The organism is Oscillibacter ruminantium GH1, from assembly GCF_000307265.1.
GTDB lineage: Bacteria > Bacillota > Clostridia > Oscillospirales > Oscillospiraceae > Oscillibacter > Oscillibacter ruminantium.
Genome location: NZ_DF158898.1, coordinates 67,066 through 93,077, shown reverse-complemented (window position 1 = coordinate 93,077; position 26,012 = coordinate 67,066). Strand labels below are relative to the sequence as shown.

The 26,012-nt window shown below is 58.2% G+C and carries 21 protein-coding genes; 1 reads left to right on the top strand and 20 read right to left on the bottom strand.

Going from position 1 to position 26,012, the window contains the following annotated elements:
* Window positions 1-242 precede the first annotated feature (242 nt).
* The 16 genes from ON16_RS08220 to ON16_RS08145 form a co-directional block, all read right to left on the bottom strand.
* Window positions 243-1,433 (bottom strand): pyridoxal phosphate-dependent aminotransferase, encoded by a 1,191-nt coding sequence (locus ON16_RS08220; RefSeq protein WP_040661215.1) that lies wholly within the window; start codon window positions 1,431-1,433, stop codon window positions 243-245.
* 235 nt (window positions 1,434-1,668) lie between these two features.
* Window positions 1,669-4,269: a DNA translocase FtsK gene (locus ON16_RS08215; RefSeq protein WP_040661213.1), complete on the bottom strand. Its 2,601-nt coding sequence runs from the start codon at window positions 4,267-4,269 to the stop codon at window positions 1,669-1,671.
* Window positions 4,270-4,306: 37 nt separating this feature from the next.
* Window positions 4,307-5,161 (bottom strand): undecaprenyl-diphosphate phosphatase, encoded by an 855-nt coding sequence (locus tag ON16_RS08210; RefSeq protein ID WP_081579636.1) that lies wholly within the window; start codon window positions 5,159-5,161, stop codon window positions 4,307-4,309.
* Between the two features lie 298 nt (window positions 5,162-5,459).
* Complete coding sequence (rnc, locus tag ON16_RS08205) at window positions 5,460-6,149, bottom strand: ribonuclease III (RefSeq protein WP_040661212.1); 690 nt, start codon at window positions 6,147-6,149, stop codon at window positions 5,460-5,462.
* Window positions 6,150-6,205: 56 nt separating this feature from the next.
* On the bottom strand, window positions 6,206-6,454 hold the full coding sequence (acpP, locus tag ON16_RS08200; protein WP_040661211.1) for an acyl carrier protein: 249 nt from the start codon (window positions 6,452-6,454) through the stop codon (window positions 6,206-6,208).
* A gap of 71 nt (window positions 6,455-6,525) precedes the next feature.
* Window positions 6,526-7,557 carry a phosphate acyltransferase PlsX gene (plsX, locus tag ON16_RS08195; protein WP_040661820.1) on the bottom strand — a complete coding sequence of 344 codons (1,032 nt, stop codon included), beginning with the start codon at window positions 7,555-7,557 and terminating at the stop codon, window positions 6,526-6,528.
* A gap of 58 nt (window positions 7,558-7,615) precedes the next feature.
* Window positions 7,616-8,923 (bottom strand): methylenetetrahydrofolate--tRNA-(uracil(54)-C(5))-methyltransferase (FADH(2)-oxidizing) TrmFO, encoded by a 1,308-nt coding sequence (trmFO, locus tag ON16_RS08190; protein WP_040661209.1) that lies wholly within the window; start codon window positions 8,921-8,923, stop codon window positions 7,616-7,618.
* A 72-nt stretch (window positions 8,924-8,995) separates the two neighbouring features.
* A complete protein-coding gene (gene topA / locus ON16_RS08185; RefSeq protein ID WP_040661207.1) occupies window positions 8,996-11,527 on the bottom strand; it encodes a type I DNA topoisomerase in 2,532 nt (843 codons plus the stop codon).
* A gap of 38 nt (window positions 11,528-11,565) precedes the next feature.
* Window positions 11,566-12,744 (bottom strand): DNA-processing protein DprA, encoded by a 1,179-nt coding sequence (dprA, locus tag ON16_RS08180; protein WP_040661206.1) that lies wholly within the window; start codon window positions 12,742-12,744, stop codon window positions 11,566-11,568.
* Window positions 12,745-12,756: 12 nt separating this feature from the next.
* Entirely contained in the window at window positions 12,757-13,524 is a 768-nt protein-coding gene (locus ON16_RS08175; protein WP_040661205.1) for a TrmH family RNA methyltransferase, read from the bottom strand.
* Between the two features lie 252 nt (window positions 13,525-13,776).
* The gene (locus ON16_RS08170) at window positions 13,777-14,499 is read right to left on the bottom strand and encodes a hypothetical protein (protein WP_040661204.1); all 723 of its coding nucleotides are present in this window, start codon (window positions 14,497-14,499) and stop codon (window positions 13,777-13,779) included.
* Between the two features lie 125 nt (window positions 14,500-14,624).
* Window positions 14,625-15,854: a murein hydrolase activator EnvC family protein gene (locus ON16_RS08165; protein WP_243441797.1), complete on the bottom strand. Its 1,230-nt coding sequence runs from the start codon at window positions 15,852-15,854 to the stop codon at window positions 14,625-14,627.
* A 40-nt stretch (window positions 15,855-15,894) separates the two neighbouring features.
* Window positions 15,895-16,782 (bottom strand): permease-like cell division protein FtsX, encoded by an 888-nt coding sequence (gene ftsX / locus ON16_RS08160; protein ID WP_040661203.1) that lies wholly within the window; start codon window positions 16,780-16,782, stop codon window positions 15,895-15,897.
* Entirely contained in the window at window positions 16,769-17,467 is a 699-nt protein-coding gene (ftsE, locus tag ON16_RS08155) for a cell division ATP-binding protein FtsE (protein WP_040661202.1), read from the bottom strand. Before ftsE ends, ftsX begins: the two co-directional genes overlap by 14 nt.
* 377 nt (window positions 17,468-17,844) lie before the next feature.
* Complete coding sequence (locus ON16_RS08150) at window positions 17,845-18,936, bottom strand: PucR family transcriptional regulator (RefSeq protein WP_040661201.1); 1,092 nt, start codon at window positions 18,934-18,936, stop codon at window positions 17,845-17,847.
* A gap of 147 nt (window positions 18,937-19,083) precedes the next feature.
* Window positions 19,084-19,809, bottom strand: coding sequence for a pseudouridine synthase (locus ON16_RS08145; RefSeq protein ID WP_040661813.1), 726 nt, complete (start codon window positions 19,807-19,809; stop codon window positions 19,084-19,086).
* 165 nt (window positions 19,810-19,974) lie between these two features.
* Between ON16_RS08145 and ON16_RS15010 the strand changes: the two genes are divergently transcribed.
* Window positions 19,975-20,436 carry a DUF4830 domain-containing protein gene (locus ON16_RS15010; RefSeq protein ID WP_051131631.1) on the top strand — a complete coding sequence of 154 codons (462 nt, stop codon included), beginning with the start codon at window positions 19,975-19,977 and terminating at the stop codon, window positions 20,434-20,436.
* A gap of 174 nt (window positions 20,437-20,610) precedes the next feature.
* Here ON16_RS15010 and lpdA read toward each other — a convergent pair whose 3' ends face one another.
* From lpdA to ON16_RS08120, 4 genes are all read right to left on the bottom strand, one after another.
* Window positions 20,611-22,359 carry a dihydrolipoyl dehydrogenase gene (gene lpdA, locus ON16_RS08135; protein WP_040661200.1) on the bottom strand — a complete coding sequence of 583 codons (1,749 nt, stop codon included), beginning with the start codon at window positions 22,357-22,359 and terminating at the stop codon, window positions 20,611-20,613.
* 205 nt (window positions 22,360-22,564) lie between these two features.
* Window positions 22,565-23,923, bottom strand: coding sequence for a dihydrolipoamide acetyltransferase family protein (locus tag ON16_RS08130; RefSeq protein WP_040661198.1), 1,359 nt, complete (start codon window positions 23,921-23,923; stop codon window positions 22,565-22,567).
* Between the two features lie 27 nt (window positions 23,924-23,950).
* Window positions 23,951-24,925: an alpha-ketoacid dehydrogenase subunit beta gene (locus ON16_RS08125; RefSeq protein ID WP_040661197.1), complete on the bottom strand. Its 975-nt coding sequence runs from the start codon at window positions 24,923-24,925 to the stop codon at window positions 23,951-23,953.
* 21 nt (window positions 24,926-24,946) lie between these two features.
* Window positions 24,947-25,939, bottom strand: coding sequence for a thiamine pyrophosphate-dependent dehydrogenase E1 component subunit alpha (locus tag ON16_RS08120; RefSeq protein WP_040661196.1), 993 nt, complete (start codon window positions 25,937-25,939; stop codon window positions 24,947-24,949).
* Window positions 25,940-26,012: the final 73 nt, after the last annotated feature.

Here is a 26,012-nt window from a genome sequence, read left to right as displayed (position 1 = left end):
CCGGAAAAGGCGTTGCCTTTTTCGGGGGAGCGTTGTTTGAAAAGCCCTGCCGAGCCTCACGGAATTTCAGTTCCGGAACCACACTGTGCAGTCCCCGCAGTTGGAGAAAACAGGTCACCTCCGCCTGCATTCGGAGCTAAAACTTTTAGATGCAATCTGCGGAAGTGTCCGCAGCTCTTCCTTATACCGTTTTCTACGGGCAAAAAAGCCTGCGGCTATGCCGCAGGCTTTTTCCGATTCAGTTATCGGGCGTTGTAGGCCTGAATGCCCAGCGCCAACAACTCCATGGCACGCTCCAGATCAGCCTGCTTCAAAACGTAAGCAAGGCGAACCTCGTCCCGGCCCTTACCGGGAGTGGCGTAGAAGCCCTCGCCGGGGGCGAACATAACGGTATCGCCATGATCCTCAAAGTTCTCCAGCAGCCACTGCTGGAAGGTGTCGGTGTTGTCCACCGGCAGCTTGGCCATGATGTAAAACGCGCCCTTGGGGCACTTGCAAACCACGCCGGGAATTTTCTCAAGACCGGCCATGCAGGTATCGCGGCGCTTCTTGTACTCGTCACGAACAGCGGCAAAATACTCGGGACCCACTGTGTACAGCGCGGCAGCGCCCACCTGATCCAGCGTGGCGGAGCAGAGACGGCCTTGGCAATACTTCATAGCGTGGGACATCAGTTCCTTGTTGCGGGAGATCAGAACGCCCACACGGGCGCCGCAGGCGGAGAACCGCTTGGACACGGAGTCGATCACGATGACGTTCTCTGCCGCATCCTCAAATTCCAGCAAGGTGGCCAGCTTCTCGCCGCCATATACAAACTCGCGGTACACCTCGTCACCGATGACAAACAGGTTGTGCTCCTTGGCAATGTCCACGATCAGCTTCATTTCCTCGTGAGTCAGAACCACGCCGGTGGGGTTGCCGGGGTTGGTGACCATGATGGCGCGGGTGTGCTCGTTGATCTCTGCCTCGATCTTCTTGCGGTCGGCGTAGTGGTAGCCCTCCTCCGGGGTGGTGGGGATGGGGTGGATCTTTCCGCCGGTAACCCGGGTAAATGTGTTGTAGTTGGGATAGAAAGGCTCAGGGATCAAGATTTCGTCCCCGTCGTCCAGAATGCACTCCAAAACCATTTCCAGCGCCTCGCTGCCGCCGGTGGCAGCCAGAATATCACCGGACTCCAGCTTGATTTCCAGCTTCGCATAGTAGCTGCGAACAGCTTCCACCAGTTCGGGGATTCCGGGGGATGGGGCATATGCCAGGACAGGCTGCTTAAATTCCTTCACCGCGTCAAAAAAGACGGGGGGCGTTTCAATGTCGGGCTGGCCGATATTCAGGTGGTAGATCTTGCGTCCCTTTGCTTCCGCCGCCACTGCAAAGGGGTGGAACTTCCGCATGGGGGACAGTCCGCACTTTTCGATCTTGCTCGAAAATTTCATGACAGGATACCTCCTTATTATTTTCAAAACTGCCTGCGCACACTGGTTTATACTTCCATTCTAAGCGCGTTTGCCTCCCTTGTCAACACTTTCCTATGGTCGGTTTCCCCCTGTGGGACATGACAATTTGTACAGTACCAAACGGAGTATCCTTGTTAAAAATTATACATATTTAACAAAGAAAAAGCCGCCGGACAGGAAGACTTTCCTCCCATCCGGCGGTCTAGTTCGCTCGTTATTCTTCTTCCGGCGATGCTTCGTCAAAGGGCGGTGCATCAGGTTGAGGCGCGGCGGAACTCTGGCCGCCCATCTGCATTTCCTGCCACTTCTCCTTTGTAATCAGCAGTTGGCGGGGCTTGGACCCCTCAAAAGGACCCACAATCCCCCGCTGCTCCATCTGGTCCACCAGACGGGCGGCGCGGGAATACCCGAGTTTCAGTCGCCGCTGGAGCATGGAAACGCTGGCCTGTCCGGTTTCCAGCACCACGTCCACGGCGGCGGGCAGCAGCTCGTCTCCCTCGTCCTCGGCGGCGTCCACGGCGGCGGCATTCTTTCCGCCCGCGGATTTTTCCTTCTCCTGCACACTCTCCTCAATTTTCTGCATAACTTCGTCGGAGTAGTGGGCTTCGCCGGTTTGCTTGGCAAAGGTCACCACCCGTTCGATCTCCTCCGGGCTGATAAAACAGCCCTGCACACGGGTGGGCTTGCCGGAACCAAGGGGGAAGTACAGCATATCGCCCCGGCCAACCAGCTTTTCCGCGCCCTGCGTGTCCAAAATGATGCGGGATTCCAGCGAGGACGCCACGGCGAAGGCAATTCGGCTGGGGATATTTGCCTTCATGATGCCGGTAATCACGTCGGCGGAGGGCCGCTGGGTGGCGATGACTAAGTGCATCCCAGCCGCACGCCCCATCTGCGCCACGCGGCAGATGGATTCTTCCACCTCTTTCGCCGCCACCAGCATCAAGTCCGCCAGCTCGTCGATGACCACCACCACAGAGGGCATGGTGCTCAGCTCTTCGTCGGTCCTTGCAAGGGCGTTGTAGCCCTTCAGATCCTTCACGTTGTGCTCCGAAAAGATCTTGTACCGCTTCATCATCTCGTACACCGCCCATTGCAATGCCCCGGCAGCCTTTTTCGGGTCTGTCACCACAGGGATCAGCAGATGGGGAATGCCGTTGTAGGGAGCCAGCTCCACCATTTTCGGGTCCACCATGATAAAGCGCACCTCATCAGGGGTAGACTTATACATGAGACTGACAATCAGGGAGTTGGTACACACGGATTTACCGGAGCCGGTGGTTCCCGCAATCAATACGTGGGGCAGCTTTCCGATATCGCCCACGATGCAGTGCCCGCCAATGTCCTTGCCCACGGCAAAGGACACCGTGGATTTGTGGTTTACAAAGGTATTGGACTCCACTACGTCCCGAATCAGGACGGAGGAAACATGCTTGTTGGGAACCTCAATGCCCACTACGGAGATTTTGTCCGGAATGGGCGCGATGCGAACGCCGGAGGCACCCAGCGCCAGCGCAATATCGTCCGACAGGTTTGTGATTTTGGAAAGCTTCACGCCCTGATCCAGCACGAATTCATACCGGGTGACGGTGGGCCCGTGGACCACCTCTCCCGCCGTGGCCTCCACGCCAAAGCTCTTCAGCGTCTCACTGAGACGGCGGGCGTTATTCCGCAGCTCCGCCCCGGCTTCGGTAAAGTCGCTGCCCGCATTCTCGCTGAGCAGTGTGATCGGCGGGAACTGATAAGCATTTTCGGGGGCGGTCATGGCGCCCTCGATCTGGGCTGTGACCTCTGCGGTAGCCGCAGCCACCTCTCCCACGACAGACTTGGGCTTCTCCGCCGCTGCTGGCGGCGCCATCGCCGGAATTGCCGGGGTTACCGGAATCGCCGCAGGCGCGGGAGGCGGCACGGGAGCGGGAGACGGCGTGAAGATCGGCGCAACCACCGGCGCGGGCATGGAGAACGGTTCCGGCGGAGCAACCGGGGTTTCAGGCTGAACCGGATGGGCGGCATTCTTTGCCGCCTCCTCTGCCAAAAGCTGATCCGGCGTGATCTGCTGATCCGATTTCTGGCGGAAAAAGCCTTTGAGCAGGCCCGGCTTCTTTTCCGGTGTCGGTCTTTCCTCGCCATCCAGCGGAATGTCGATGGCAGAGCGCGCCTCTCCCCTGCGGCGAGGCGCTTCGGCAGGAATGGCGGGAACCGGACGCGCGGGTTTTTCAGGCTCCGGCTGGTACCGGGGGCGATTGCGGTGCTTTTCCATAAGATCGCTAGGCGTGATATGAAGCGCGACCATGAGCAGCACAAGAGCCAACACCACGAAAATGATGATGGAAGCAATCCTTGAAAACGCCATAACAGCCCCAACGGCAAGCAGTCCGGAAACCGCGCCGCCGGATTGAAGCGCATTGCCGGTGGTCCACAGGGTCTTCAAAAGGCCCTGCGCAACCTCATATCCGTCTTTCAGCAAAATCATGTGCGTCAGAGTTCCGAACAAGAGGGTAATCAGTAGGGCGCAAGTCACCCGCGCGGCCACCGGCCGCCCGCGATGCAGCAACAAAATGAGTCCCGCCAAGACAAGCGAAGGGCCTGCCAGCCAATAGCCATACCCAAACAGGCCCTTCAGCAGCACGGCGAACCAGTCAATAAAAACGGCGTCAACACCGAAATAGTTCACTGTTGCGCACAGCGCCAGCACAAGGCAAACAATGCCTCCCGCTTCCCTGCGCACAGGTCTTTTCACCGGAGGAGCCGCTTTTCTTCGGCCTCCGGTGGTTTTTTTCGTCGTTCCTTTCTTTTTCGTCGCGGTGCTCGCCACAGTGGTACCTCCCTCGTTCTTCTGTAAAAATCCTCAATTAAGCCGTGGTATTTTTGACAAAGGTGACAACCAGCGTCAAAAGGCCCATGGCCCAGCAGTAATACGCAAACCAGCCGAATTTTCCCTTGTCCGCAATCATTTTCAGCAGCCGGATACAGCCGTATCCCACCACTGCAGCCACCAGAACTCCCGCCAGATATACCGGCACATCGCCCCAGTTGATCCCGGCCTCCGCCGCGTCCTTCAGCGTCAGGATGTTGGCTCCCAGCACAGCGGGGATGGACAGCAGGAAGGAAAAGCGCACGGCAAATTTCCGCTCAAAGCCCACAAAACACCCTGCGGTAATGGTGGTTCCGGAGCGGGAAATGCCCGGGCAGGTAGCAATGGCCTGCCCAATGCCGACCAAAATCACATCCAGCATCGTGGCGGAACGCTCGGTCTTGCGGCCTCTGCGCACCCGGTCGCTGGCAAACAGCAGGCAACCGGTCAGAATCAGCGCCACAGCCACAAAGTAGATGTTGCTGGACAATCCCTCAATCTTGTCCTTAAAGGGCAGCACCGCAAACAGCGGCAGCGTCCCCACGATGATGAGAAAGATCATCCGCCGTGCCGGAGGCAGCGGCGTGGGCGTGGAATGATGAACAAGGTCCCCAATCCCGTGGAAAAGCTCAAAAACCATGGCCTTGATGTCCGCCCAATAGGCCGCGAACACGGCCACCAGCGTACCCAAATGCAGCAGCACGTCAAAAAAGTCCGGCGGGGTTCCAAGCCCCGTCTGCCCCAGCACATATTCCGCAATGGCCAGATGGCCGGAGCTGGAAATCGGTAGAAACTCAGAAACGCCCTGAATAAACCCCAGGACGATAGACGTGAGCAATGACAAAAGCTCCACTCTCCTTTTATATGTAAGATCATTCTCCGGTCCCGCGCAAGCGGACAAAATCCGGTTTTCAGCGATACACGCATTCTTCCCACCCAGCGCAGATCGCAATACCATTTGGAATTATATCACAGCAGCCTGTAAAATTCCAGTCATATTTACGACGGCCAGACAGAACCAGTCCCCACACGGCGGTGGATTTTCAGTCGGCCCAGTTCAGCAGACACACAGGCATTGCACTGCCCTCCGTTCGGATTCCGCCCCCTTTTCAGCAGACCGAGGCGGCGGGTTTCCCCGCCGCCTCTTGCGTTCACTTTTGTATGTTTGTCAGCTTTTCCAGAGCTGTTCGGGCGGCGGACTGCTCCGCCTCCTTCTTGCTGTGGCCGCCGCCATCGCCAACGACCGCGCCGTTGAGTAAAACCTCGGCCAAAAAGGTCTTGTCATGATCCGGCCCTTCTTCGCCCGCCATGCGGTAAAGCAGACTCTGATCCGCCTTGCGCTGGACCAGCTCCTGAAGCTCCGTTTTATAGTCCCGCCGCCGCTCTTCCACGGCCTCTTCCTTCTCCGCGTCCAACAGGCACCGGTGGATCAGCGCGGAAGCCGCTTCGATGCCGCCATCCAGATACACGGCGGCAAAGACTGCCTCCGTGGCGTCCGCCAAAATGGACGTCCGCTCCCGGCCGCCTCCGGCTTCTTCGCCCTTACCCAGCTTCAGGTAACGGCCAAGTTCCAGCTTCCGCGCCACCTCATAAAGGCTCTGTTCGCATACCAGCGCCGCCCGGATACGGGTCAAGTCCCCCTCAGGCAGGTCGGGATGCTGCAAAAACAAGAACTCCGCCGTCACAAAGCCCAGCACCGAGTCGCCCAAGAATTCCAGACGCTCGTTGCTGTTCATTTTCCGCCCCCGGTGTTCGTTGGCGTAAGAGCTGTGATTCAGCGCCTCGTCCAGCAAAGCGGTATTTCGGAAAGCATAGTCCAATTTGATTTCCAATTCCCTCATAAAAGAACACTCACACTCCTCAAAAGGAAACCCCGCACTGGGCGGGGCATTCCTTCTCATTTGTTCAGTTTTCCGACAATGTAGTGGACCGCGTCCCCCACCGTCTTCAAATCGCTCAGATCGTCTTCTTGGATTTCACCCACGTCAAATTCTTCCTCCATGGCCATTACCAGTTCCACGAGATCTACCGAATCCGCGCCAAGATCTTCCTCAAAAGACGTGTCCATTGTCACTTCATCCGGCTCCTGAGCAAATTGCTCGGCCACCAGATCGCGCATCGTTTGAAATACCTCTTCGTTCGACATACCAGTCACCCCTCAGGTCTCACGTTGTTGGAGTAATCATACGGCAGAGCCGCATTTCTGTCAATAGGATATCAGATTTTTTCTATCATATCCAATTTCATGGCCTCAATATTGGATTCCACATCCGCGATAAAGCCGCTCTTGGCAAATTCCGCGGCCTGACGCACCGCGTTTTGAATCGCCTTGGCGTCAGACCCGCCATGGGCCTTGATGACCGGCTTGGTGATGCCGAGAAACGGCGTGCCACCCACCTCGCCGGGGTCCATCATCCGTTTGAATCCGGCCATCTGCTCCTTCATCAGCACAGCGGCCAGCTTCGTTTTCGTGCCGGAGAGGAACATGGACTTCAGCTCCTTGGACATGAACTTCGCCGTGCCTTCCAGCGATTTGAGCATCACGTTTCCGGAGAATCCATCCGTCACGATCACGTCCGTCCCGCCAAGCATGGCGTCGGACGCTTCGATATTGCCGATAAAATGGATGCGTCCCGCTTGGCCCGCCCGATCCAGCACGGCATACGTCTCATGGCGCAGCGTATCGCCCTTTTCGCTCTCCGCGCCGATATTCAAAAGACCCACCCGGGGCTTTTCCACGCCCATGACCCGGTGGGCATAGTAACTGCCCAGAAACGCGAATTGCAGCAGGTATTCCGGCGTACATTCCGCATTGGCCCCCGCATCGCACAGCACGGCGCGGCCTCCCAGCACGGGAATTTGGGGGCACAGCGCCGCCCGGCGGATACCCCGGATGCGCTTGACCACGAGCGTTGCCCCGGAGAGAAGTGCGCCGGTGGAGCCGGCGGAGACGAATCCGTCTCCCAGCCCGTCCTTTAGCATGTTCAGCCCCACGGTCAGGGACGAATCCTTCTTCTTTTTAAATGCCGTGGCAGGATCGTCCGCGATCTCCACCACCTCGCTGGCATCTCGGATCTCCACCCCGGCGGACAGCGTTTTCTCGCCGCAGTCCTCCACAGCTTTGAGCACCTGCGCGGCCCGGCCCACCAGCACGATCTCTGTGCCATACGCTTTGTGGGCAGCCAGCGCCCCCTTCACGATCTCAATCGGGGCGTTGTCTCCGCCCATGGCATCTACGATGATTTTCATATAGCCCATCCCTTTCGCTGCGCCCCGAGGGAATGCCCTGCGACACGCAAAAATCTGTTTACCGGAGCGTCTCTTCCCGCATACCGTTCACGATTTCCAGTGACCGGCGGGATAGCTCCGCATTCTTGTCGCGTTTTCCCTTGACCCGATGGTCCAAAGGCGGCATGATGCCGAAATTAATATTCATGGGCTGAAACACCGTGACGGCGGTGTCGCTGATATAAAGTCCCAGTGCCCCGATGGCAGTCTCCCTGGGAAAATCCAGCGGCGGCAGATCCCGCAGCCGCCGGGAAAGCTCCACCGCGGCCAGATATCCGCTGGCGCAGGACTCCACATACCCCTCCACGCCGGTCATCTGTCCGGCAAAGGCAACGCGCGGTTCCTTTTTCATCCGGTAATACCGGTCCAGCAGGCGGGGAGAATCCAAAAATGTATTGCGGTGCATGACCCCGTACCGCAAAAATTCCGCGTTGCGCAGAGCGGGGATCATGGAGAACACCCGCTTTTGCTCCGGGAACTTCAAATGGGTCTGAAAGCCCACCAGATTGTAGACACTGCCGTCGGAATTGTCCCGGCGCAGCTGCACCACCGCATAGGGCCAGCGGCCCGTTCGAGGATCGTCCAAGCCGCGGGGCTTCAGGGGGCCGTACAGCAGCGTGTCGTGGCCCCGGCGGGCCATGACCTCCACCGGCATACAGCCCTCGAACACCTTTTGATCCTCGAACCCGTGAACGGGGGCCTCCTCCGCGGTGGTCAACGCCTGCCAAAACGCGTCATACTCCGCCTGCGTCATAGGGCAGTTGGCGTAATCCGCCGTTCCCTTGTCATACCGGCTGCCCATCCACGCGGAGTTCATATCCACGCTGTCCGCCGCGATCAGCGGGGCGGCGGCATCGTAAAAATGCAGAGCGGTGTCCGCGCCTAAAAGCTCTTGCAGCCGCTGGGCCAGCGCGTCGGAGGTCAGGGGGCCGGAGGCCACCAGCACCTCGCCCTCCGCCAAATCCGTCACCTCGCCGGGGACTATGGTAATATTGGGGCAGCTCCGAATTTTCTTCGTTACCATGGCGGAAAATCCGTTGCGATCCACCGCCAGCGCGCCGCCTGCCTCCACGCGGGTGGCGTCCGCGCAGGTCATGATGAGGGAACCCAGCCGCCGCAGCTCCTCTTTTAATAGCCCCACGGCATTTTCCAGCTGGTCGCTGCGCAGGGAGTTGGAACAGCACAGCTCCGCGAAATCGTTCGTCACATGGGCGGGCGTCCGCTTTTCGGGCTTCATCTCATAGAGCGTTACCTGAATACCCCGCTGGGCCAGCTGCCATGCTGCTTCACTGCCGGCAAGGCCGGCGCCGATGACTGATACTTTCATGAATGTGTCCTTTCGGATGCTCTCCCCTCAGGGTGAACGGGAATTTCACGCCTTGGCGGCGCGAGAGGCAGATTAGTCTTCTTTCTTTTTTGCCGCCGCTTTCTTCGGAGCGGGCTTTTTTGCGGCAGGTTTCGAGGCCGCAGTCTTCGTAGTCGTCTTTTTAGCCGCCGCAGTTCCGTCGGCGGAGTCCGCCGCCTTTGTCGCCTTGGTGGTTTTGGCTGTTTTAACGGTCTTCGTCGCCTTTGCCGCAGCCTTCGCAGCCGGTTTTTTGACCGCCGCAGTTCCATCGGCGGGGTCCGCCGCCTTTGTCGCCTTTGTGGTTTTGGTCGTCTTAGCGGGCTTCGCCGTCTTTGCGGCTGTCCTTTTGGCGGCAGGCTTTTTCGCCGCCGCCTTCTTCGCGGCAGACTCTTCCGCAGACTCCAAAGTCTCCGTGGCCGTTTCGCCGCCCTCGTCGGTTTTCTTCTTGGTGTAACCCCGCTGATCCTCCGGCAGGAAATTGGAGCAGGCGGGATTCACACAGTAGGGCCGCTTATAGCCCCGGCCCGACCGCTTGAACATGGTTTGTCCGCACACCGGGCAGTCGTCCTTTACCGGTACGTCCCAAGTCATAAAGTCGCACTTGGCGGACTCATCCTTGGCACTGCGATGCTCACAACAATAGTAATTATACTGCTTGTTGGTCTTTTTGCTCACGCCGGTGCGCTTCATGATCCGTCCGCCGCACTTTGGGCACCGGCCCGGCATCACCACCACCAGCGGCATGGTAAAGCTACAGTCCGGATAGCCCGGGCAGGCCAAAAAGCGACCGAACCGGCCGGATTTTACCACCAGATTCCGCCCGCACTCCGGGCAGATCTCCTCGCTGACCTCGTCAGGCACCTTGATGCGGGTACCCTCCAGAGCCGTCTCCGCATCCTTGAGACTCTTGTCAAAATCGCCATAGAAATCCCGCAGAACGTTTTTCCAGGGGGTCTTCCCCTCCTCCACAGAGTCCAGCTTCTGCTCCATGTGGGCAGTGAACTGAAGGTCCGCGATGTCGGAGAAACGCTGTTTCATCAGCTCCGTCACCACCCGGCCCAGATTCGTGATCTTGAGGTACTTGCCCTCTTTAATCACGTATTCCCGGTCGATGATGGTGGACACGGTGGGCGCATAGGTAGAGGGACGGCCGATCCCCTGCTCTTCCATGGCGCGGATGAGGGTGGCATCGGTATAGTGGGCGGGAGGCTGGGTAAAGTGCTGGTCGCGCTTAAATTCCTTCAGATCCAGCGGCTGGCCCTCCCGTAAAGCGGGCAGGGGAGATTCCTTTTCCTCTTTGTCCTCGTCTTTGCCCTCTTCGTAAACGGCGGTATAGCCCGCAAATTTCAGGCCCGATGCGGTGGCACGGAAAATATGCACCCCCGCCGCGATGTCCACAGACACGCTGTCGTACACGGCGTTTTCCATCTGACTGGCCAAAAAGCGGCTCCAGATCAGCTTATACAGCCGGTACTGCTCCCCGGTAAGGTCACCCTTCACCTGCTCCGGCGTTAAGGTCACGTTGCTGGGTCGGATGGCTTCATGGGCGTCCTGCGCGTTGGCCTTGGCCTTGTAGTGCCGGGTCTGGGCGGGATAGTAATCCTTGCCGTACCGGCCAAGAATAAAGTTCTTGGCGGAGGCCAGCGCCTCCTCGCTGATACGCAGGGAGTCGGTTCTCATATAGGTAATCAGACCCACCGTTCCCTCGCCCGCAATGTCCACGCCTTCATAGAGCTGCTGGGCGATGGCCATGGTGCGCCGGGGTGTCATGCTCAGTTTCCGGGACGCGTCCTGCTGAAGCGTGGAGGTGGTAAACGGAGGCGACGGGCTGCGCTGCTTGTCGGTCCGTTTCACGGACTTGACGGCGAACGCCTGATTCTTGGACTCCTCTACCACGGCTTCCACCTCTTCGGCGGATTTCAGTTCTGCCTTTTTGCCGTCCCGCCCGTGGTAATGGGCGGTAAATTCCGTCCGCTTCACGTCGTCGCTGCGTAGAATCGCGTCCAGCGTCCAATATTCCTCCGGCGTGAACGCCTCGATCTCCCGCTCGCGGTCATCCACCATGCGGGTGGCAACCGACTGCACCCGTCCCGCGGAAAGGCCCCGGCGGACCTTTTTCCAGAGGAGCGGACTGAGCTGATAGCCCACAATTCGATCTAAAATACGCCGGGCCTGCTGGGCGTCCACCAGATTCTGGTCGATGTCCCGCGGCTCCTGAATGGACTCCTGCACCACCTTTTTTGTGATCTCGTTAAAAGTCACGCGGTGGGTCTTGCTGTCCGGAAGATTTAAAAGCTGCTTTAAGTGCCAAGAAATGGCTTCGCCCTCGCGGTCCGGGTCGGTCGCGAGGTACACGGTATCCGCCGCTTTGGCGGATTTTTTGAGATCGCTGATAATGTCTTCCTTGCCCTTGATGGGCTGGTACACCGGGTCGAAGTCGTTCTCCACGTCCACGCCCAGCGTGCTCTTGGGCAGATCCCGCAGATGGCCCATGGAGGCCTTCACGCGGAAATCCTTTCCCAGATACTTTTCAATGGTCTTGGCCTTCGCGGGAGATTCCACGATGACCAGGCTCTGCTTTGCCATAGTTACCTCCAAAACTTTGCGGGGATCAAAGTAAAAATTTATTCAGAAAGCGTTACAGCGCGCATATAGCGTTTTCCGCTGCACTGCGTCACATATTGGTCGATTTCCAGCATGGTCAGCGCGGAGAGCACTCGTCGGGTGGGCAGCTCCGTCAGCTCAATTAAGTCGTCCGTCAGCATGGGCTGATCCGTCAGGGTGCGCAGAAGAAGAATCTGGTCGTCGGTCAGTCCCGCGCCCTTTAATGAGAGGGACGGCATTGCCGGTTCGGCGGTTTCCACCATTTGACCAGGCTGAGTTTCCAGCGGCCCCGGAGCGGAACGGGTCGTTCCACGCAGTTTGCCCGGGAATTGGGCCTCGTAATCCCGTAAAATGTCCCACGGCTCCGCCGCCACGCCCGCGCCGTCCCGGATCAGACGGTTGCAGCCCTTGCTGTTTTCCGCGTAAATCGGGCCGGGGACGGCAAACACATCCCGCCCCTGATCCAGCGCCATTCCGGCGGTAATGAGCGCCCCGCTGCGCACCGGAGCTTCCACCACCAGCGCGGCAACGCTCAGTCCGGACATGATGCGGTTGCGAATGGGAAAGTGAGCCGGGAGCGGCTCCGTACCCGGCGGATACTCCGAGATCAGGCATCCCGCGGCGGCCACGTCGTCATAGAGCCAGCCGTTTTCCTTGGGGTAGATCACGTCCACGCCGCCACCCAGCACGCCGATCACCGTTCCGCCAGCCCGCAAAGCGCCCTGCGCCGCCATAGAGTCGATGCCCCGGGCAAGACCCGTGACCACCAGTGCCCCCGCGTCTGCCAGCCCAAAGGCTAAGTCCTCCGCGCAGCGGATACCGTAGGGCGACGCCTTGCGCGTCCCCACCACGGCAACGGCGGGCAGCTCGTCCACTTCAGGAAGCCGGCCCCGGAGATACAGCAGGCAGGGCGGATCGTAAATGCTTCTGAGCCGAACGGGATAGGCCGCGTCACGAAGCGTCAGGACTTGAAGTTCCAAGCGCTCACAGTCGGCCAGAATTTTCTCCGCTTCGGTCAGGTCCTTTGCTTTCAGCGCATCCGCCTCCCGCCGAGTCATACCCTCGGTCAGCAGAATTTCACCTTCGTCGGCATAATAGACATCCTCCGGCGTGTTGAAATGCTCCAAAAGCGCAAGCCGGGTCTGATTCCCGAGGCCGGCAAGCTCCGAGAGCCACACCCAGTATTTCAACATGGACATGTACGTCCCTCCTTACCTTCGGCTCCGCGCCATCTCCCACAGCAGCGCGGCGGCCGCCGCCGCCGCATTCAGAGATTCGCAGTGGTCACTCATGGGAATTTTGACCGTTGCGTCGCAAAGGGCCAAAACCTCGTCGGAAAGTCCACGTCCCTCGCTGCCAATGGCAGCGGCAGCCCGAAGATACTCCACGTCCCGAATATCCCGGGTATCCGCCCGCAGCGCCGCGCCGTACAACGGCACGCCGCTCTTTTTCAGCAGCGCGGACAGTTCTCCCGCGCCGCAGGTCCACACCGGGCAGCGGAACACCGCGCCCATGCTGGCCCGCAGCGTCCGGGGATGGTAAAGATCGGCACAGCCGTTCACCAGAAACAGCCCGTCCGCCCAGAAAGCGTCCGCCGTCCGAAGAATCGTACCCACATTGCCGGGGTCCTGCACACCGTCCAGCACCACGTACCGGCTTCCGTCCAGTTTTTCCGGCAGCTGCGTCCCCCGCGTCCGGCACACGGCCAAAACCCCCTGCGGCGTTTTGCTGGGAGCGATGGAGGCCATAACGTCCTCCGGTACCTCCGCCACCCGAACACTGGGCGGCAGATTGGCCACAGCTTGTCCCGGCGTGATCACCACGGCATCCACCGTCTCCGGCGCCCAACGGAGAGCTTCCTCCGTCAGCTTGGGACTGTCGCAGAGGAAACAGCCGCTCTCGCGGCGGTATTTTCCGTCCGCGGCCAGCTTTCGGATCTGAAGACAGAGCGAATTTTTTCGACTGGTGATTTTCTCCATATTCTCCCTTCTCCCCTCTTTTTCAATCAGATCCGATACATTTAAATATACAAATCCAAATTTTAATACGAAAGTGAGTATATCATACGCCACCGCAAGATTCAAGTCAACGCTTTTACATCCACACGCAATCTCTCCAAACGGGGCAGCCCATTGCGGTTTCAGGAAAAATCAGTTGCAAGCGGAGAAGAAAAGGCCGCGCCGCCCGCGAAAAAATTCGTATGCGGCGCACCTTTTCCGTCAAAGCGAATGTCAGTCCACCTTCATCTCGATCTGCGCGGCCCGCAGCACACCCGCCCCGCACAGCGCGGCAAGCAGCTGCTCCCGGCAGCAGCCAACGGGCAGCCGGTCCTCCAGCGCGGGCAGAGTCAACGTCACATCTTTTGGCACTTCCGTTCCATCATACAGCGCCAGAACCACGCCGCCGCGCAATTCGGGCCTTGGGGTAAAGAGCAAAACGCCATCCGCCGCTGCGATCTGTCCGGCGGCAGGACGCAGAATCAGTGACACGCCGAATTCCCGCCGCAGCTGGCGCGCCAGCTCCTCCCCGCCGTCGGGAATATCCAGCAGCACGTACCGATACCGCAGGCACAGCTCCGTCACTGTCCGCACTAACTCCCCCGTAAGCCGATCACCGCACACCGCCACCGTGGCCGCGCCGGAAAGCTCCTTGGCTGCAAGGGCCGCTCGGAGCCATTCCCCCGCAAGACTGCGGTACAGCGGCAGTACCTCCACCGGTAAAATACCCCGTTTTGCAAAGATTGCCCCATAGGGAAAGTCCTCGGGGAACACCGCGCGGGTGACGCCAAGTTTTTGGAGCTTCCCCGCAGCGGTGGCTGCCCGGCGGCGCAAAATAGCCGCAGGTGTATTCTTCCGCCGCGACACGCTCACCGCGCAAAACCGCATCCGCAGGACCGCTATCTCCTCCGTCCGCCGGGGCGCTTTCTCCTCTGTCCATGTCACAAATCCAATCATGCGAACCTCCCTACCATCCCGTGGGAAAATCGGAGCGGACTTCCCCGCGCCGGAGCGGGCCGTGTGACCGGACGCAAAAGCCCTCCCGTCCCATTTCTATGGGACAGGAGGACTTTTTATGTGGCTTAAGCGCTGGACGAAAGGGTATATCCGCTGAGATAACCCATTTTGGGCGCCGCACCGTCGCTCAAGGGGTTTACTCGAACGCCGTTTTCCACCACCTCAAAGTGCAGGTGAGGCCCAGTGGAGTTGCCTGTGGAGCCGGTAATTCCGATCACATCTCCCTGATTGACATACTGCCCCACCTCTACCTTCCGACTGGACATATGCCCATAGAGGGTTGTGTTTCCATTGCCGTGGGAGATGGCAACATAGTTGCCATAGGATCTGGAGTATTGAGAGACAATGACCGTTCCGGCCTTGGACGCATAGATGGGGCTGGTATAGCCCACCCGGCCGATATCGGTGCCCTTGTGATTGGTGGAGCCAACTCCTCCGGGAGAGGCACGGCCACCCACGGTAGAGGTAATGTACCGGCTGTCCACCGGCCAGATATAGCCGCCGGGATTCGAGTGGCTGGATTGGCCGTTGGCTGCCTGTTGTGCAGCCAGCTTTCGGCTCAACTCCTGAATTTCATTTCGGATGCGTTCCTCTTCTTCTTCCATTCCGTCAATCGCGGCTTCTGTCTCCTCCTCGTTGGCAGCCAGCTGGGCAATCATCTGGTTGGCCTGCTTGCGCTGCTGCTCCAGAGCGGACTTCTTGGATACCAGGTCCGCTTTCGCCGCCTCTGCCTCGGACTTGGAGGTTTGCAGGGATGCTTCTTTCTCCGAAATTTCGTCCTGAAGCGCCTTCAACTGGTCAATGACCGCCTGATCGGCATCCATGATTTCATTCACCGCGTCCAACCGGTCTAAAAGATCCGTGAAACTGTCGGACTTGAAGAGCACGGACCAATAGCTGACGGTCCCGTCCTCCTCCATGGCCCGCACCCGGTGGCAAAACAAATCATACTGGGCGGCTTCCCGCTCCTGCGCGTCAACCAGCTCCGCCTGTGTCTGGGTAATCAGATCGGCATAGGTGGAAATCTGGCTCTCCACGTTGCTGATCTCCTTTACCTGCACGGCAATCTGCTGATCCAGCACTTCCTTTTTCTTCAGGACCTGTGCCTTGTCGTCGGACAGAGACGACAGCTTTGCCTCCAGCTCTTTTTTCTGGCTGGTCAGGTCGGAGGCATCGCCTTTCAGCGCGTCAATATCCGCCTGTGTCACGGCGCTTACCGGCTGGGGCAGCAGCGCGGCCGTGCAGATCACCATCAGCGCCAGAATGCCCGCCGCAATGCGTTTCATCGGTTTCATTTGGTTCTCTCCGTCCTTTCCGCAAAAGTGATTTTTCCAATCATACCTGCAAGAACCGCCGAATGGCGGAAAGGCTGCCGCCCACACCAATCACGATGCCCGCAACCAAAAACGTAACTGCAACGGGAATCCACAGATCCCCGAAATTCACCACACTGATCAGCTGAAGCGTATCGCTGCTCTCCACCCCTTTGGTCACCGCCTCATACAGCGTCCACTGCAACAGGAACGCGATCACCGCGCCCGTGAAGCCAAGCATGAACCCTTCGTACACGAAGGGCCAGCGGATAAAGCCGTTGGTGGCGCCCACCATACGCATGATGGCAATCTCCTCCCGCCGGTCAAAGGTGGTGAGTTTAATGGTGTTGGAGATGATGAACACAGACACCACCAGTAAAACGACAATCAACGTCACGCACACCACCGTTGCAATGTTCCGAACGGTGATCAGACCGTCGGAAATCTCTTCGTAAGCGTTGACCTTGACAATCCCCGCTACGTTCTCAATCGCCTTTACCGTGTCCCCGGTTTTCTGGATATCCACGGTTTTGATGGCGTACCGGTCTCGGAAGATCTCCGGGTCCAAATCCTGAAACACCGACTCATTGGCGTATTTCTCCTGAAAATTCTCCGTGGCCTGTTCCCGGCTGATAAAGGTGGCAGAGGACACGTTGGTCTGCGCCTCAATTGTCTTTTGGAGCATTCGGGCCTGCTCCGTGGTATAGCTCTCGTCCACATAGGCCAGAATCTCATTGTCCTTCTCCATGTCCTTGAGCTGCTGGTTGGCGTTCACCGCCACCAAGGTAAAAGTTCCCATAATCAATAGGCAGGCCACCGTAATACCAATGGCTGCAAAGGACATAAATCCATGGCTGAACATGTTGGAAACGCCCTCACGAAAAAAATAGCGGAAATTATGCTTTCCCATGGATATGTCCTCCCACATAGCCGCCGACGGAGTCGTTGACAATCCGGCCTCCGTCGATGGTAACGACGCGCTTTTCAAAACGGTCCACTAAGTCTTTTTCATGGGTGACAACCACTACGGTCGTCCCCAGCGAGTTGATTTTCACCAGCAGCCGCATCAGCTCCAAGGACCGCTCGGGGTCCAAGTTGCCGGTAGGCTCGTCGGCGATGATCGTTGTGGGATTGTTTACCAGCGCCCGGGCAATAGCCACGCGCTGCTGCTCGCCGCCGGACAACTCCGTGGGATAGTGAGTCGCCTTTTTCTCAAGGCCCACCAGCTTCAAAACATAGGGGATGCGCTTGCGCAGCTCCTTTTCTCCGGCCCCCACGGCCCGCATAACGAAGGCCAGATTATCGTACACCGTCTTCTTTTCAATCAGGCGGAAATCCTGAAAAATGATGCCCACCGTCCGCCGCATCAGCGGCAGCTGTTTGTCAGAGATATTGCTGACGGAAAAGCCGTTGATCATGATGCGGCCCCGGCTGGGTTCCACCTCGCCGGTCAGCAGCTTGATAATGGTGGATTTTCCCGCACCGGAAGGACCCACCAAAAAAATAAACTCGCCGTCTTCAATGGCAAGGGTGATGCCCCGGATGGCCTGCGTCCCGTTATCGTACTCCATTTCCACGTCTTTCAGACGGATCATACGCGCACCTCGCTTTATTGCAGCCGGCCTGCCGGAATTTTCCGTATGGTCGACATAAATCTACAATCGAATACATTATATCTGCTTTTTCCCTGTCATGCAAGAGGGAATATAGGATATTTCATTTTAGAAACTTTTTCCGTTTTTTAATTCTACGTGTCTCTCTTCCTGCTTGATTGCCTCTCGGCTCTTCAACCGAGCGAAATAGGACGGCGGTAGAGGAGGAAGACGGAACGCAGCAGGACGACATGCGGCAATCGTGCCAAATGCGCAGCGAGGAAGCGGAAGAGAGACAGGCAGACGTTATGCGCTCGTTTTTCTCTCCAGCACACAAAAAGAGAGCGGACGTATCCGTCCGCTCTCTTTGTCATGCTCGATCAGGCGTCGATGCCCCGGGAGGTCAGGTACTTTTTGACCATCAGCGCCACCTTGAAGGTGATGGCGTCGTCAAACTCCCGAAGGTCCAGCCCCGTGAGTTTTTTGATCTTCTCCAGCCGGTAAACCAGCGTGTTGCGGTGGACGAACAGCTTTCTAGCCGTCTCGGAGACATTCAAATTGTTCTCAAAGAACTTATGAATGGTGAACAGCGTCTCCTTGTCCAGCGCGTCAATGGGGTTCTTCTTGAAAACCTCCTGCAAGAACATTTCGCACAGGGTGGTGGGCAGCTGATAGATCAGACGCCCGATACCCAAGTTCTCATAGTTGATAACATATTTCTCCGTGTCAAAGACCTTGCCCACCTCGATGGCGATCTGGGCCTCCTTATAGGACTTGGCCAAGTCCCGCAGGTGGGTCGCCACGGTGCCGATGCCCACCACAACGGTAGACTCGCCATTGGCCCGAAGAGCCTCTTCAATGGATGCGGCGGTCTTGTTCAACTCCCGAATGCCAGACCCTTCGGGCAGCTGACAGATCAGAACCACATTCCCTTCGCCCACGGAGAGAACAAAATCGTTCTGCCGGTCGGGATAAAGAGTCTGAATGGCGTCCGTGGGAACGGACTCCATCTTTTTCAAAGAGCGAATGACAAACACGCCCCGGGCCACATCGCTGGCAACCCGCAGTTCCTTTGCCCGCATGTAAATATCGCCCAGCATGATGTTGTCGGTAATGATATCCTTAATAAAGGAACCCCGGTCATGCTTTTCCTCATAATAGGATTTAGCGGAATTCAGCGCCACCGTTGCCAAGGCGCAGACCGTCTTGCTGATCTCGTTATCGCCAAACGCAAAAGCCGCATAATCAAACTGATTACCCCAGCCATTCAGCGCTTTGAACGTCTTTCCGGAGGAAGCGATCATGTTCCCCCCGGCAGTGTTGATTGCAGGGACGAACTCCGCCCACCGCTGTCCGATCATGGAAAGTTCGCTGCACGCGATCACGATGCCCTCGCCATCGATCACGCCCACCGTCCGGTCCGTATTCTCCTTAAGCTGCAGGACTACGTTCTGAAAAATTCTTCCCGACATTGCCGGCCCTCCTAGCGCAAATTTGTCAATTTGCTTTGTGCATTTTGTCAATGACTACATTATATCGGCATTTTTGTGAGAATGCAAGACATTTTTTCTTTTTTCAACAAAAAAATCGGCTTCTTTTTGTCAAAAATTAAACATTCGTTAAGTATCTTCCATATTTCCCCGCAGCATATTCAGCTCGTTCTCTGTCAAAAGCCGAAATTCGCCGATACGCAGTTTCTCATCCAGAGTCAATTTGCCCATGGCCACCCGCTTTAAATAGATCACAGGCTTTCCCTGGGCCGCCAGCATTCGTTTTACCTGATGAAATTTTCCCTCCCGCAGCGTCACAAGGCATTCGCTCTGCGCCCCGGCAGTCAGAATTTTCAGTCCGGCGGGACGGCACACCAGACCGTCTCCAATGGTCATACCCATCTCAAACGCCCGGCAGTCCACCTCTTCAAGGCAGCCGTCCACTCTGGCGTAGTAAACCTTATCCACATGGTATTTGGGGGACAAAAGACGATGCGCCGTCTGGCCGTCATCCGTCAAAAGGAGCAGGCCCTCCGTGTCCTTGTCCAGCCGGCCCACGGGAAACAGCTCCAGCTTTTGAAGGTCCGGCGGCAAAAGGTCCAAAACGGTCTTCCCCTTTCCGTCCTCTGTGGCGGAGAGGTACCCGTCGGGCTTATTCAGCATCACCCATGTGTGCTTCCGCCAGAAAACATTTTCTCCGTCCACCGTCAGCATCACAGTCTCCGGATCGTACTTTTCCTCCGACGACGGAGCAGGCGCTCCATCCGCCAGTACCCGGCCCTGTTTCACCAGCAGTTTCACTTCCCGCCGGGACCATTTGCCCGTACCCGCCAACAGTTTGTCCAGCCTTTGCATCTCCACAGCGTCCGTCCTCCCCTCCGTTGTATTTTTCTTGATTCTAGCATATCTGTGCGGCGAATGGAATAAGGAAATGGCGGAAGGGCCATAAAGTTTGTCCAAAAAGTTATGGTTTCGCGCCGCCGGAAATGGCGCCGCGCAGGGAGAAAGGGATGGTTTATCATGTTCATCTGGACAGCGCGCTTACGGAAGAAAAAAACATTTTTCGTGGCAATTTTAGTTGCCGCACTGGTAATTCTACTGGCGTTTCTCAGCGCATTTCTGCACAAGTCCACTGAAAACGGCGTAGGTCGTCTGGACACAGAGGAGTCACGAATCGATTATTTGAAGGATTTGGGTTGGGAAGTCTCCCCCGACCCGGTGGCAACCTTGCAGCTTTTGCTGCCCGATCCTCTGACCGATGATTATGCCGCCTATAATAAACTTCAAAAGCAGCAGGGATTCGATTTGGAAGAGTTGCAGGGGCAGCAGGTCACCCGCTATACATACACCGTTTTGAACTATCCCGACCACCCAGACGGGGTACAGGTGAATCTGTATCTCTGCGAGGGGATTCCGGCGGCGGGAGATATCATCGTCACCGGGGCAGACGGCTTTCAGGCAGGGCTTGCCTTCCCGGAATAACGCTTCTTCCGAAATCCGCGCGGTCTAATGGGTGTCGCTGCGCAATGGCTGTCTGGCAGCTGCCATTCCCCTTCCGAAGTCCGTAAGCAAAGCGCGACAGACCCGGCAAAACGAACCACAGCCCGCTGTACTGCGTACAGCGGGCTGTGGCGCTTTTCAAAGAGAAGAAACTTTTTAGTTCTTGGTGTGGATGGCGCGCTTCTCCACGCTCAACGCCGCCTCACGCATCGTCTCGGTGACGGTGGGATGAGAGTGGATGGTGGAGATCAGCTCATCCACCGTGGCCTCCAGACGGATGGCCAGCGCACCCTCGGCAATCAGGTCCGTGGCGCGGGGCCCGATGATGTGCATGCCCAGCACCTCGCCGTACTTCGCGTCGGCAATGATCTTCACAAGGCCCTCGCCGCCGTTGAGAATCAGAGCCTTGCCGTTGGCGCTCATGGGGAACTTGCCGACCTTGTAGTCCAGACCCTTGGCCTTGCACTGCTCCTCGGTGAGGCCCACGCCGGCAGCTTCCGGCTCCATGTACACGCAGGTGGGATTGGTCTTCTCGTCATAGACGGCGGGAACACCGCAAATGTTCTCAGCAGCCACTTCGCCCATGGCGGAAGCGGTGTGTGCCAGCTGGGCGTGACCCATGACGCAGTCGCCGATGGCATACACGCCGGGGACATTCGTCTCCATCTTGTCGGAGACGATGATGCGGCCCCGGTCGTTGTTCAGTCCGGCAGCCTCCAGATTCAGGGAAGCGGTGTTGGCGCGGCGGCCGATTGCCACCAGAACCTTTTCCGCCTCAAAGCTGACCGTCTCGCCAGCCTTGTTCTTGCAGACGACCTTTGCGCCCACGGGAGAGGTTTCAACGGACTGCACCGGGCACTCCAGATGGAACTCCATGCCCATCTTCTTCATGTGGGCAACGCCGATGGCGGTGAGATCGCCGTCCAGCATGGGCAGCATGTGATCCAGTGCTTCCACCACAGTGATCTTGGTGCCGAACGCGGAGTAAGCGCAGGCCAGCTCCAGACCGATCACGCCGCCGCCGATGACCACCATAGACTTGGGCAGGGTCTCAAGGCTCAGTGCGCCGGTGGAATCAATGCAGTTGGGGTTTTCCTTCAGGCCGGGAATGGGAGGCGCGAAGTTGACGGAGCCGGTGGCCAGAATGATGGCATCGGCAGTCATGGTTTCCGTGGAACCGTCGGACTTCTTCACGCTCAGGGTTTTGGGAGCGGTGAAGGAAGCCTCGCCGTCGATCTTGGTGACCTTGTTGAGTTTCAGCAGGCCGGCCACGCCGGAGGTGAGCTGCTTGGAGATGGCGTTCTTATGGGCAATGACCTGCGAGAAGTCCACTTCCACACCGGTAACCTTCACGCCGATGTCCGCGCCCTGATCCTTAATCTGCTCGATCAGCTCGGCGGAGTGCAGCAGGCACTTGGTGGGGATGCAGCCAATGTTCAGGCAGGTGCCGCCAAGATGCTCTTTTTCAATGACGGTAACCTTCGCGCCCAGCTGCGCTGCCCGGATGGCGGCCACATAGCCGCCGGGGCCGCCGCCAACCACGATGACGGTCTTGGAACCGGCTGCGGCGGGAACCGCTGCGGCAGCGGAAGCTGCGGGAGCAGCCGGTGCGGCAGCGGGGGCCGCCGTGGGAGCAGCAGCGCCGCCGGCGGCGGGAACCGCCTCGCCCGGCTGGCCGATATAGGCCACCACGGTTTTGCAGTCCACAGTCTCGCCCTCGCCGAAGAGGATCTTCAGCAGGGTGCCGTCAGTGTCGCACTCCACATCGTTGGTCAGCTTATCAGTGGCCACGGAATACAGCACGTCGCCGACCTTGACGGCGTCGCCTTCCTTCTTCTTCCATTCCTCAATCGTGCCCTCGGTCATGGTCAGACCCATTTTCGGCATCAATACTTCGGTTGCCATAATGAATATCCTTCTTTCTTAAATGAAGCGGGAGCCCGGCCTCAGCCGGGCCCCCTGTTTTCTCCGCCCTGCGGAGAAATGATTCAAATCATTTTCAACAGAACATGTGCCTGCCGAAAATTTCCCGTCCCGTGCGCCTTGGGCGCACACCCGTCTGTGGATCGGCAGCGGGAAGTTCGAGGGAGAGCAAGCTCTCTCTCGGTCATCAAACGAGCAGCATGTACGGGTTTTCCAGCAGATCGCAGATGCGCTTGAGGAACTTGGAGGCCATCACGCCGTCCACCACGCGGTGATCGGCAGTGAGGCACAGGTTCATCATGGGACGGATCACAATCTCGCCGTTGCGGACCACGGGGGTATCCACCATGTCGCACACACCCAGAATCGCCAGCTCAGGCTGGTTGATGATGGGGGAGAAATTGGTGATCCCATAGGGCCCCAGAGAGGAGATGGTAAAGGTACCGCCGGTCATATCCTCCATGGCGATCTTGCCGTCGCGGGTGGCGGCAATCAGGTCCTCGGTCTCCTTGGCGATCTCCGCCAGAGACTTGGTGTCGGCGCTCTTCACGTTGGGGACGATCAGTCCGTCGCCCTTGGCCACAGCCAGACCCATATTCACATGCGTATGATGGGTCAGCATGTTGTCCGCAAAGCTGGAGTTGATGTCCGGGAACTCGGTCAGAGCCTTGGCAACCACCTTCATCAGGATGTGGTTGTAGGTCAGCTTGATTCCCTGCTCCTTCAGACCGTCCTTCAGCTTGGAGCGCAGCTCCTTCATGGCGGTGACATCCACGGGATGCGTATAAGTCACCCGGGGAGAGGTGTGCCAGGAGTTGGACATGTTGGCGGCAATGCTGCGGCGCAGCGGATTGACCTTCTTGGGCTTTTCATCGTTGCTGCCCAGAACAGGTGCGGCGGCGACAGCGGCTTCGGCGGCGGGTGCAGCGACGGTCTTACCGGCAGCGGCCAGCACGTCGGCCTTCATCACGCGGCCGTTGATGTCCAGACTGCCCAGATCCACGCCAAGCTCCGCGGCCAGTTTCGCGGCCATGGGGCTGGTTTTGGGTCCCGCCACAAAGGACTCCACGTCCTTGGCGACGACCGTACCCTTGGGGCCGGTGCCGGGGATCAAAGTCAGATCATAGCCCTTATCCTTTGCCAGCTTGCGGGCAAAGGGCGTTGCCAGAACGAACTCGCCCGGCGCGCGGTTTGCGGTGGCGCTTGCCGCGATGGCGGCAGCGGCGGGTGCGGCGGCCGCAGCAGGAGCGGCAGAAGCCGCCGCAGGTGCGGACGCGGGAGCTGCGGCAGCGCCGGGAACGGCTTCCCCCGCAGCGCCGATCCAAGCGATGACCGTCTTGCAGGCCACAGTCTCGCCCTCGCCGAAGAGAATCTTCAGCAGAGTTCCGTCCGTGTCGCACTCCACATCGTTGGTCAGCTTATCAGTGGCCACGGAGAACAGTACGTCGCCAACCTTGACGGCGTCGCCCTCCTTCTTTTTCCACTCTTCAATGGTGCCTTCGGTCATGGTCAGACCCATCTTCGGCATCAATACTTCAGTTGCCATATTTGAAAATCTCCTTTTCAACAGGCATTAAAACATGCCCTTGATGCCCTTGTACAGATCCTCCGGGAACACGCGCACCATCTTCTCCAGAGTGGGGGCGAAGGGAATGGGGCAGAACGGAGCGCCGTACCGCAGGATGGGGGCGTCCAAATACTCCATGGCCTCCTCGGCGACGGTGGCGGCGATCTCCGCGCAGAAACCGCCCTGCTTGACGGCCTCCTGAACCAGGCACAGCCGATGGGTCTTCTTCACAGAGTTGAGCACCGTCTCCTTGTCCCAAGGGGACAGGGTGATGAGGTCGATGACCTCAGCCTTGATGCCGTCCTTCGCCAGCAGGTCCGCAGCGCCGCGGGCGTTCTTCATGCCGATGGAATAGGACACGATGGTCACGTCGGTGCCCTCCCGCTCCACGCGGGCCTTGCCGATGGTGTAAGGAGTCTCGTCGGCCAGCTCGGGCATCTCGCCTTTTTCCTTATAGAGGATCTTGTTCTCGAAGTAGATCACGGGATCGTCGGACTCGATAGCGGCCTTGAGGACCATCTTCGCGTCATAGGGATTGGAGGGGGCAACCACCTGCACGCCGGGGATGTGGGTGAACCAAGCCTCCACGCACTGGGAATGCTGGGCGGCGCCCTGGAAGGTCATGCCGTCGGGAGCGCGGAGCACCAGAGGCACCTTGGCCTGACCGCCGAACATGTAGCGGGCCTTTGCCATCTGGTTGAACACCTCGTCCATCGGCACGCCGATGAAGTCGGCAAAGTGCATATCCACAACGGGACGTGCGCCGGCCAGAGCCGCGCCCACGCCGCCGCCGATGATGAAGGTTTCAGAAATGGGGGTGTCCATGATCCGGCCGGGGAACTGCTCGGGCAGACCCTTGAACTGGCCGAAGATGCCGCCCTGACGGGCCAGATCCTCGCCCATTACAAAGATTTTATCGTCTTTTTCCATGGTCTCGGCCATTGCTTCGCAAGTGGCCTGAGCAAACGTTAATTTACGCATTGTTGTTATCCTCCTTATTCCTTAGTCGACATAGACGTACTTCATGTACTCGCTGGAATCGGGATACTCGGACTCCATGGCGAACTTCTTGGCCGCCTTGATCTTTTCCGCGCACTTCTCGTCGATTTCATCGCATTCCTTCGCGGTCATGACCTTCAGCTTGGCAGCCTTGATACGGAACATCTTCAGAGGATCGGTGTCGTGGAAGATCTTCTGGGTTTCTTCCTTTTCGCGATACAGCTCGGGGTCGCCCACATAGTGGCCCTCGATCCGGTAAGTCTTGGCCTCGATAAAGGTGGGGCCTTCACCATTGCGGGCGCGTTCAACGGCTTCCACAGCCGCATCATAGACGGCAAAAACGTCCTGTCCGTCCACGATCACGCCGGGCACATGATAGCCCACTGCACGGTCGGAGATATTCTCGGTGTTGCAGGTGGTGCGATAGGGGGTGGTGGAGGCCCAGCAGTTCATCTCGTTGACGAAGATGACGGGCAGCTTCCATGCGGAAGCCACGTTCATGGCCTCGTGGAAGGTGCCGCGGTTGGAGGCACCGTCGCCGAAGAAGACCACGGAAACCTTGTCGTTCTTCAGAACCTTCTTATTCGCCAGAGCCGCGCCGGTAGCCAGATTATAGCCGCCGCCCACGACGCCGTTGGCGCCCAACATGCCGATGGAGAAGTCCGCGATGTGCATGGAGCCGCCGCGGCCCTGGCACATGCCGGTCTTCTTGCCGAAGATCTCAGCCATCATGCGGTTCACGTCTGCGCCCTTTGCGATGCAGTGGCCGTGGCCGCGGTGAGTGGATTCGATCATGTCGTCCTGCCGCAGAGCGGCGCAGACACCTGTGGCGATGGCCTCCTCGCCGATGTACAGATGTACGAAACCGGGGATCTCGCCGGCCAGAGAGTCATGCTTGATGCTCTCCTCAAAATGGCGGATCGTAGACATGGTCTCGTAAAATTTCCTGGCCTGTTCCTGGGTGTACGTTGCTTTTGCAGCCTTTGTAGTTGCCATAGGAAAAACTCCCTTCTGCCGACTTTTTATCGGTATTTTATAAAAAATGTGAATTTACAGGGTCGGTTTTTAT

Bases quoted from the DNA above. Each gene is read 5' to 3' on its own strand.
- ON16_RS08220 (WP_040661215.1), bottom strand. From the start codon at position 1,433: ATGAAATTTTCGAGCAAGATCGAAAAGTGCGGACTGTCCCCCATGCGG.
- rnc (WP_040661212.1), bottom strand. From the start codon at position 6,149: ATGAGGGAATTGGAAATCAAATTGGACTATGCTTTCCGAAATACCGCT.
- acpP (WP_040661211.1), bottom strand. From the start codon at position 6,454: ATGTCGAACGAAGAGGTATTTCAAACGATGCGCGATCTGGTGGCCGAG.
- plsX (WP_040661820.1), bottom strand. From the start codon at position 7,557: ATGAAAATCATCGTAGATGCCATGGGCGGAGACAACGCCCCGATTGAG.
- trmFO (WP_040661209.1), bottom strand. From the start codon at position 8,923: ATGAAAGTATCAGTCATCGGCGCCGGCCTTGCCGGCAGTGAAGCAGCA.
- topA (WP_040661207.1), bottom strand. From the start codon at position 11,527: ATGGCAAAGCAGAGCCTGGTCATCGTGGAATCTCCCGCGAAGGCCAAG.
- dprA (WP_040661206.1), bottom strand. From the start codon at position 12,744: ATGTCCATGTTGAAATACTGGGTGTGGCTCTCGGAGCTTGCCGGCCTC.
- ON16_RS08175 (WP_040661205.1), bottom strand. From the start codon at position 13,524: ATGGAGAAAATCACCAGTCGAAAAAATTCGCTCTGTCTTCAGATCCGA.
- ON16_RS08170 (WP_040661204.1), bottom strand. From the start codon at position 14,499: ATGATTGGATTTGTGACATGGACAGAGGAGAAAGCGCCCCGGCGGACG.
- ON16_RS08165 (WP_243441797.1), bottom strand. From the start codon at position 15,854: ATGAAACCGATGAAACGCATTGCGGCGGGCATTCTGGCGCTGATGGTG.
- ftsX (WP_040661203.1), bottom strand. From the start codon at position 16,782: ATGGGAAAGCATAATTTCCGCTATTTTTTTCGTGAGGGCGTTTCCAAC.
- ftsE (WP_040661202.1), bottom strand. From the start codon at position 17,467: ATGATCCGTCTGAAAGACGTGGAAATGGAGTACGATAACGGGACGCAG.
- ON16_RS08150 (WP_040661201.1), bottom strand. From the start codon at position 18,936: ATGTCGGGAAGAATTTTTCAGAACGTAGTCCTGCAGCTTAAGGAGAAT.
- ON16_RS08145 (WP_040661813.1), bottom strand. From the start codon at position 19,809: ATGCAAAGGCTGGACAAACTGTTGGCGGGTACGGGCAAATGGTCCCGG.
- ON16_RS15010 (WP_051131631.1), top strand. From the start codon at position 19,975: ATGTTCATCTGGACAGCGCGCTTACGGAAGAAAAAAACATTTTTCGTG.
- lpdA (WP_040661200.1), bottom strand. From the start codon at position 22,359: ATGGCAACCGAAGTATTGATGCCGAAAATGGGTCTGACCATGACCGAG.
- ON16_RS08130 (WP_040661198.1), bottom strand. From the start codon at position 23,923: ATGGCAACTGAAGTATTGATGCCGAAGATGGGTCTGACCATGACCGAA.
- ON16_RS08125 (WP_040661197.1), bottom strand. From the start codon at position 24,925: ATGCGTAAATTAACGTTTGCTCAGGCCACTTGCGAAGCAATGGCCGAG.
- ON16_RS08120 (WP_040661196.1), bottom strand. From the start codon at position 25,939: ATGGCAACTACAAAGGCTGCAAAAGCAACGTACACCCAGGAACAGGCC.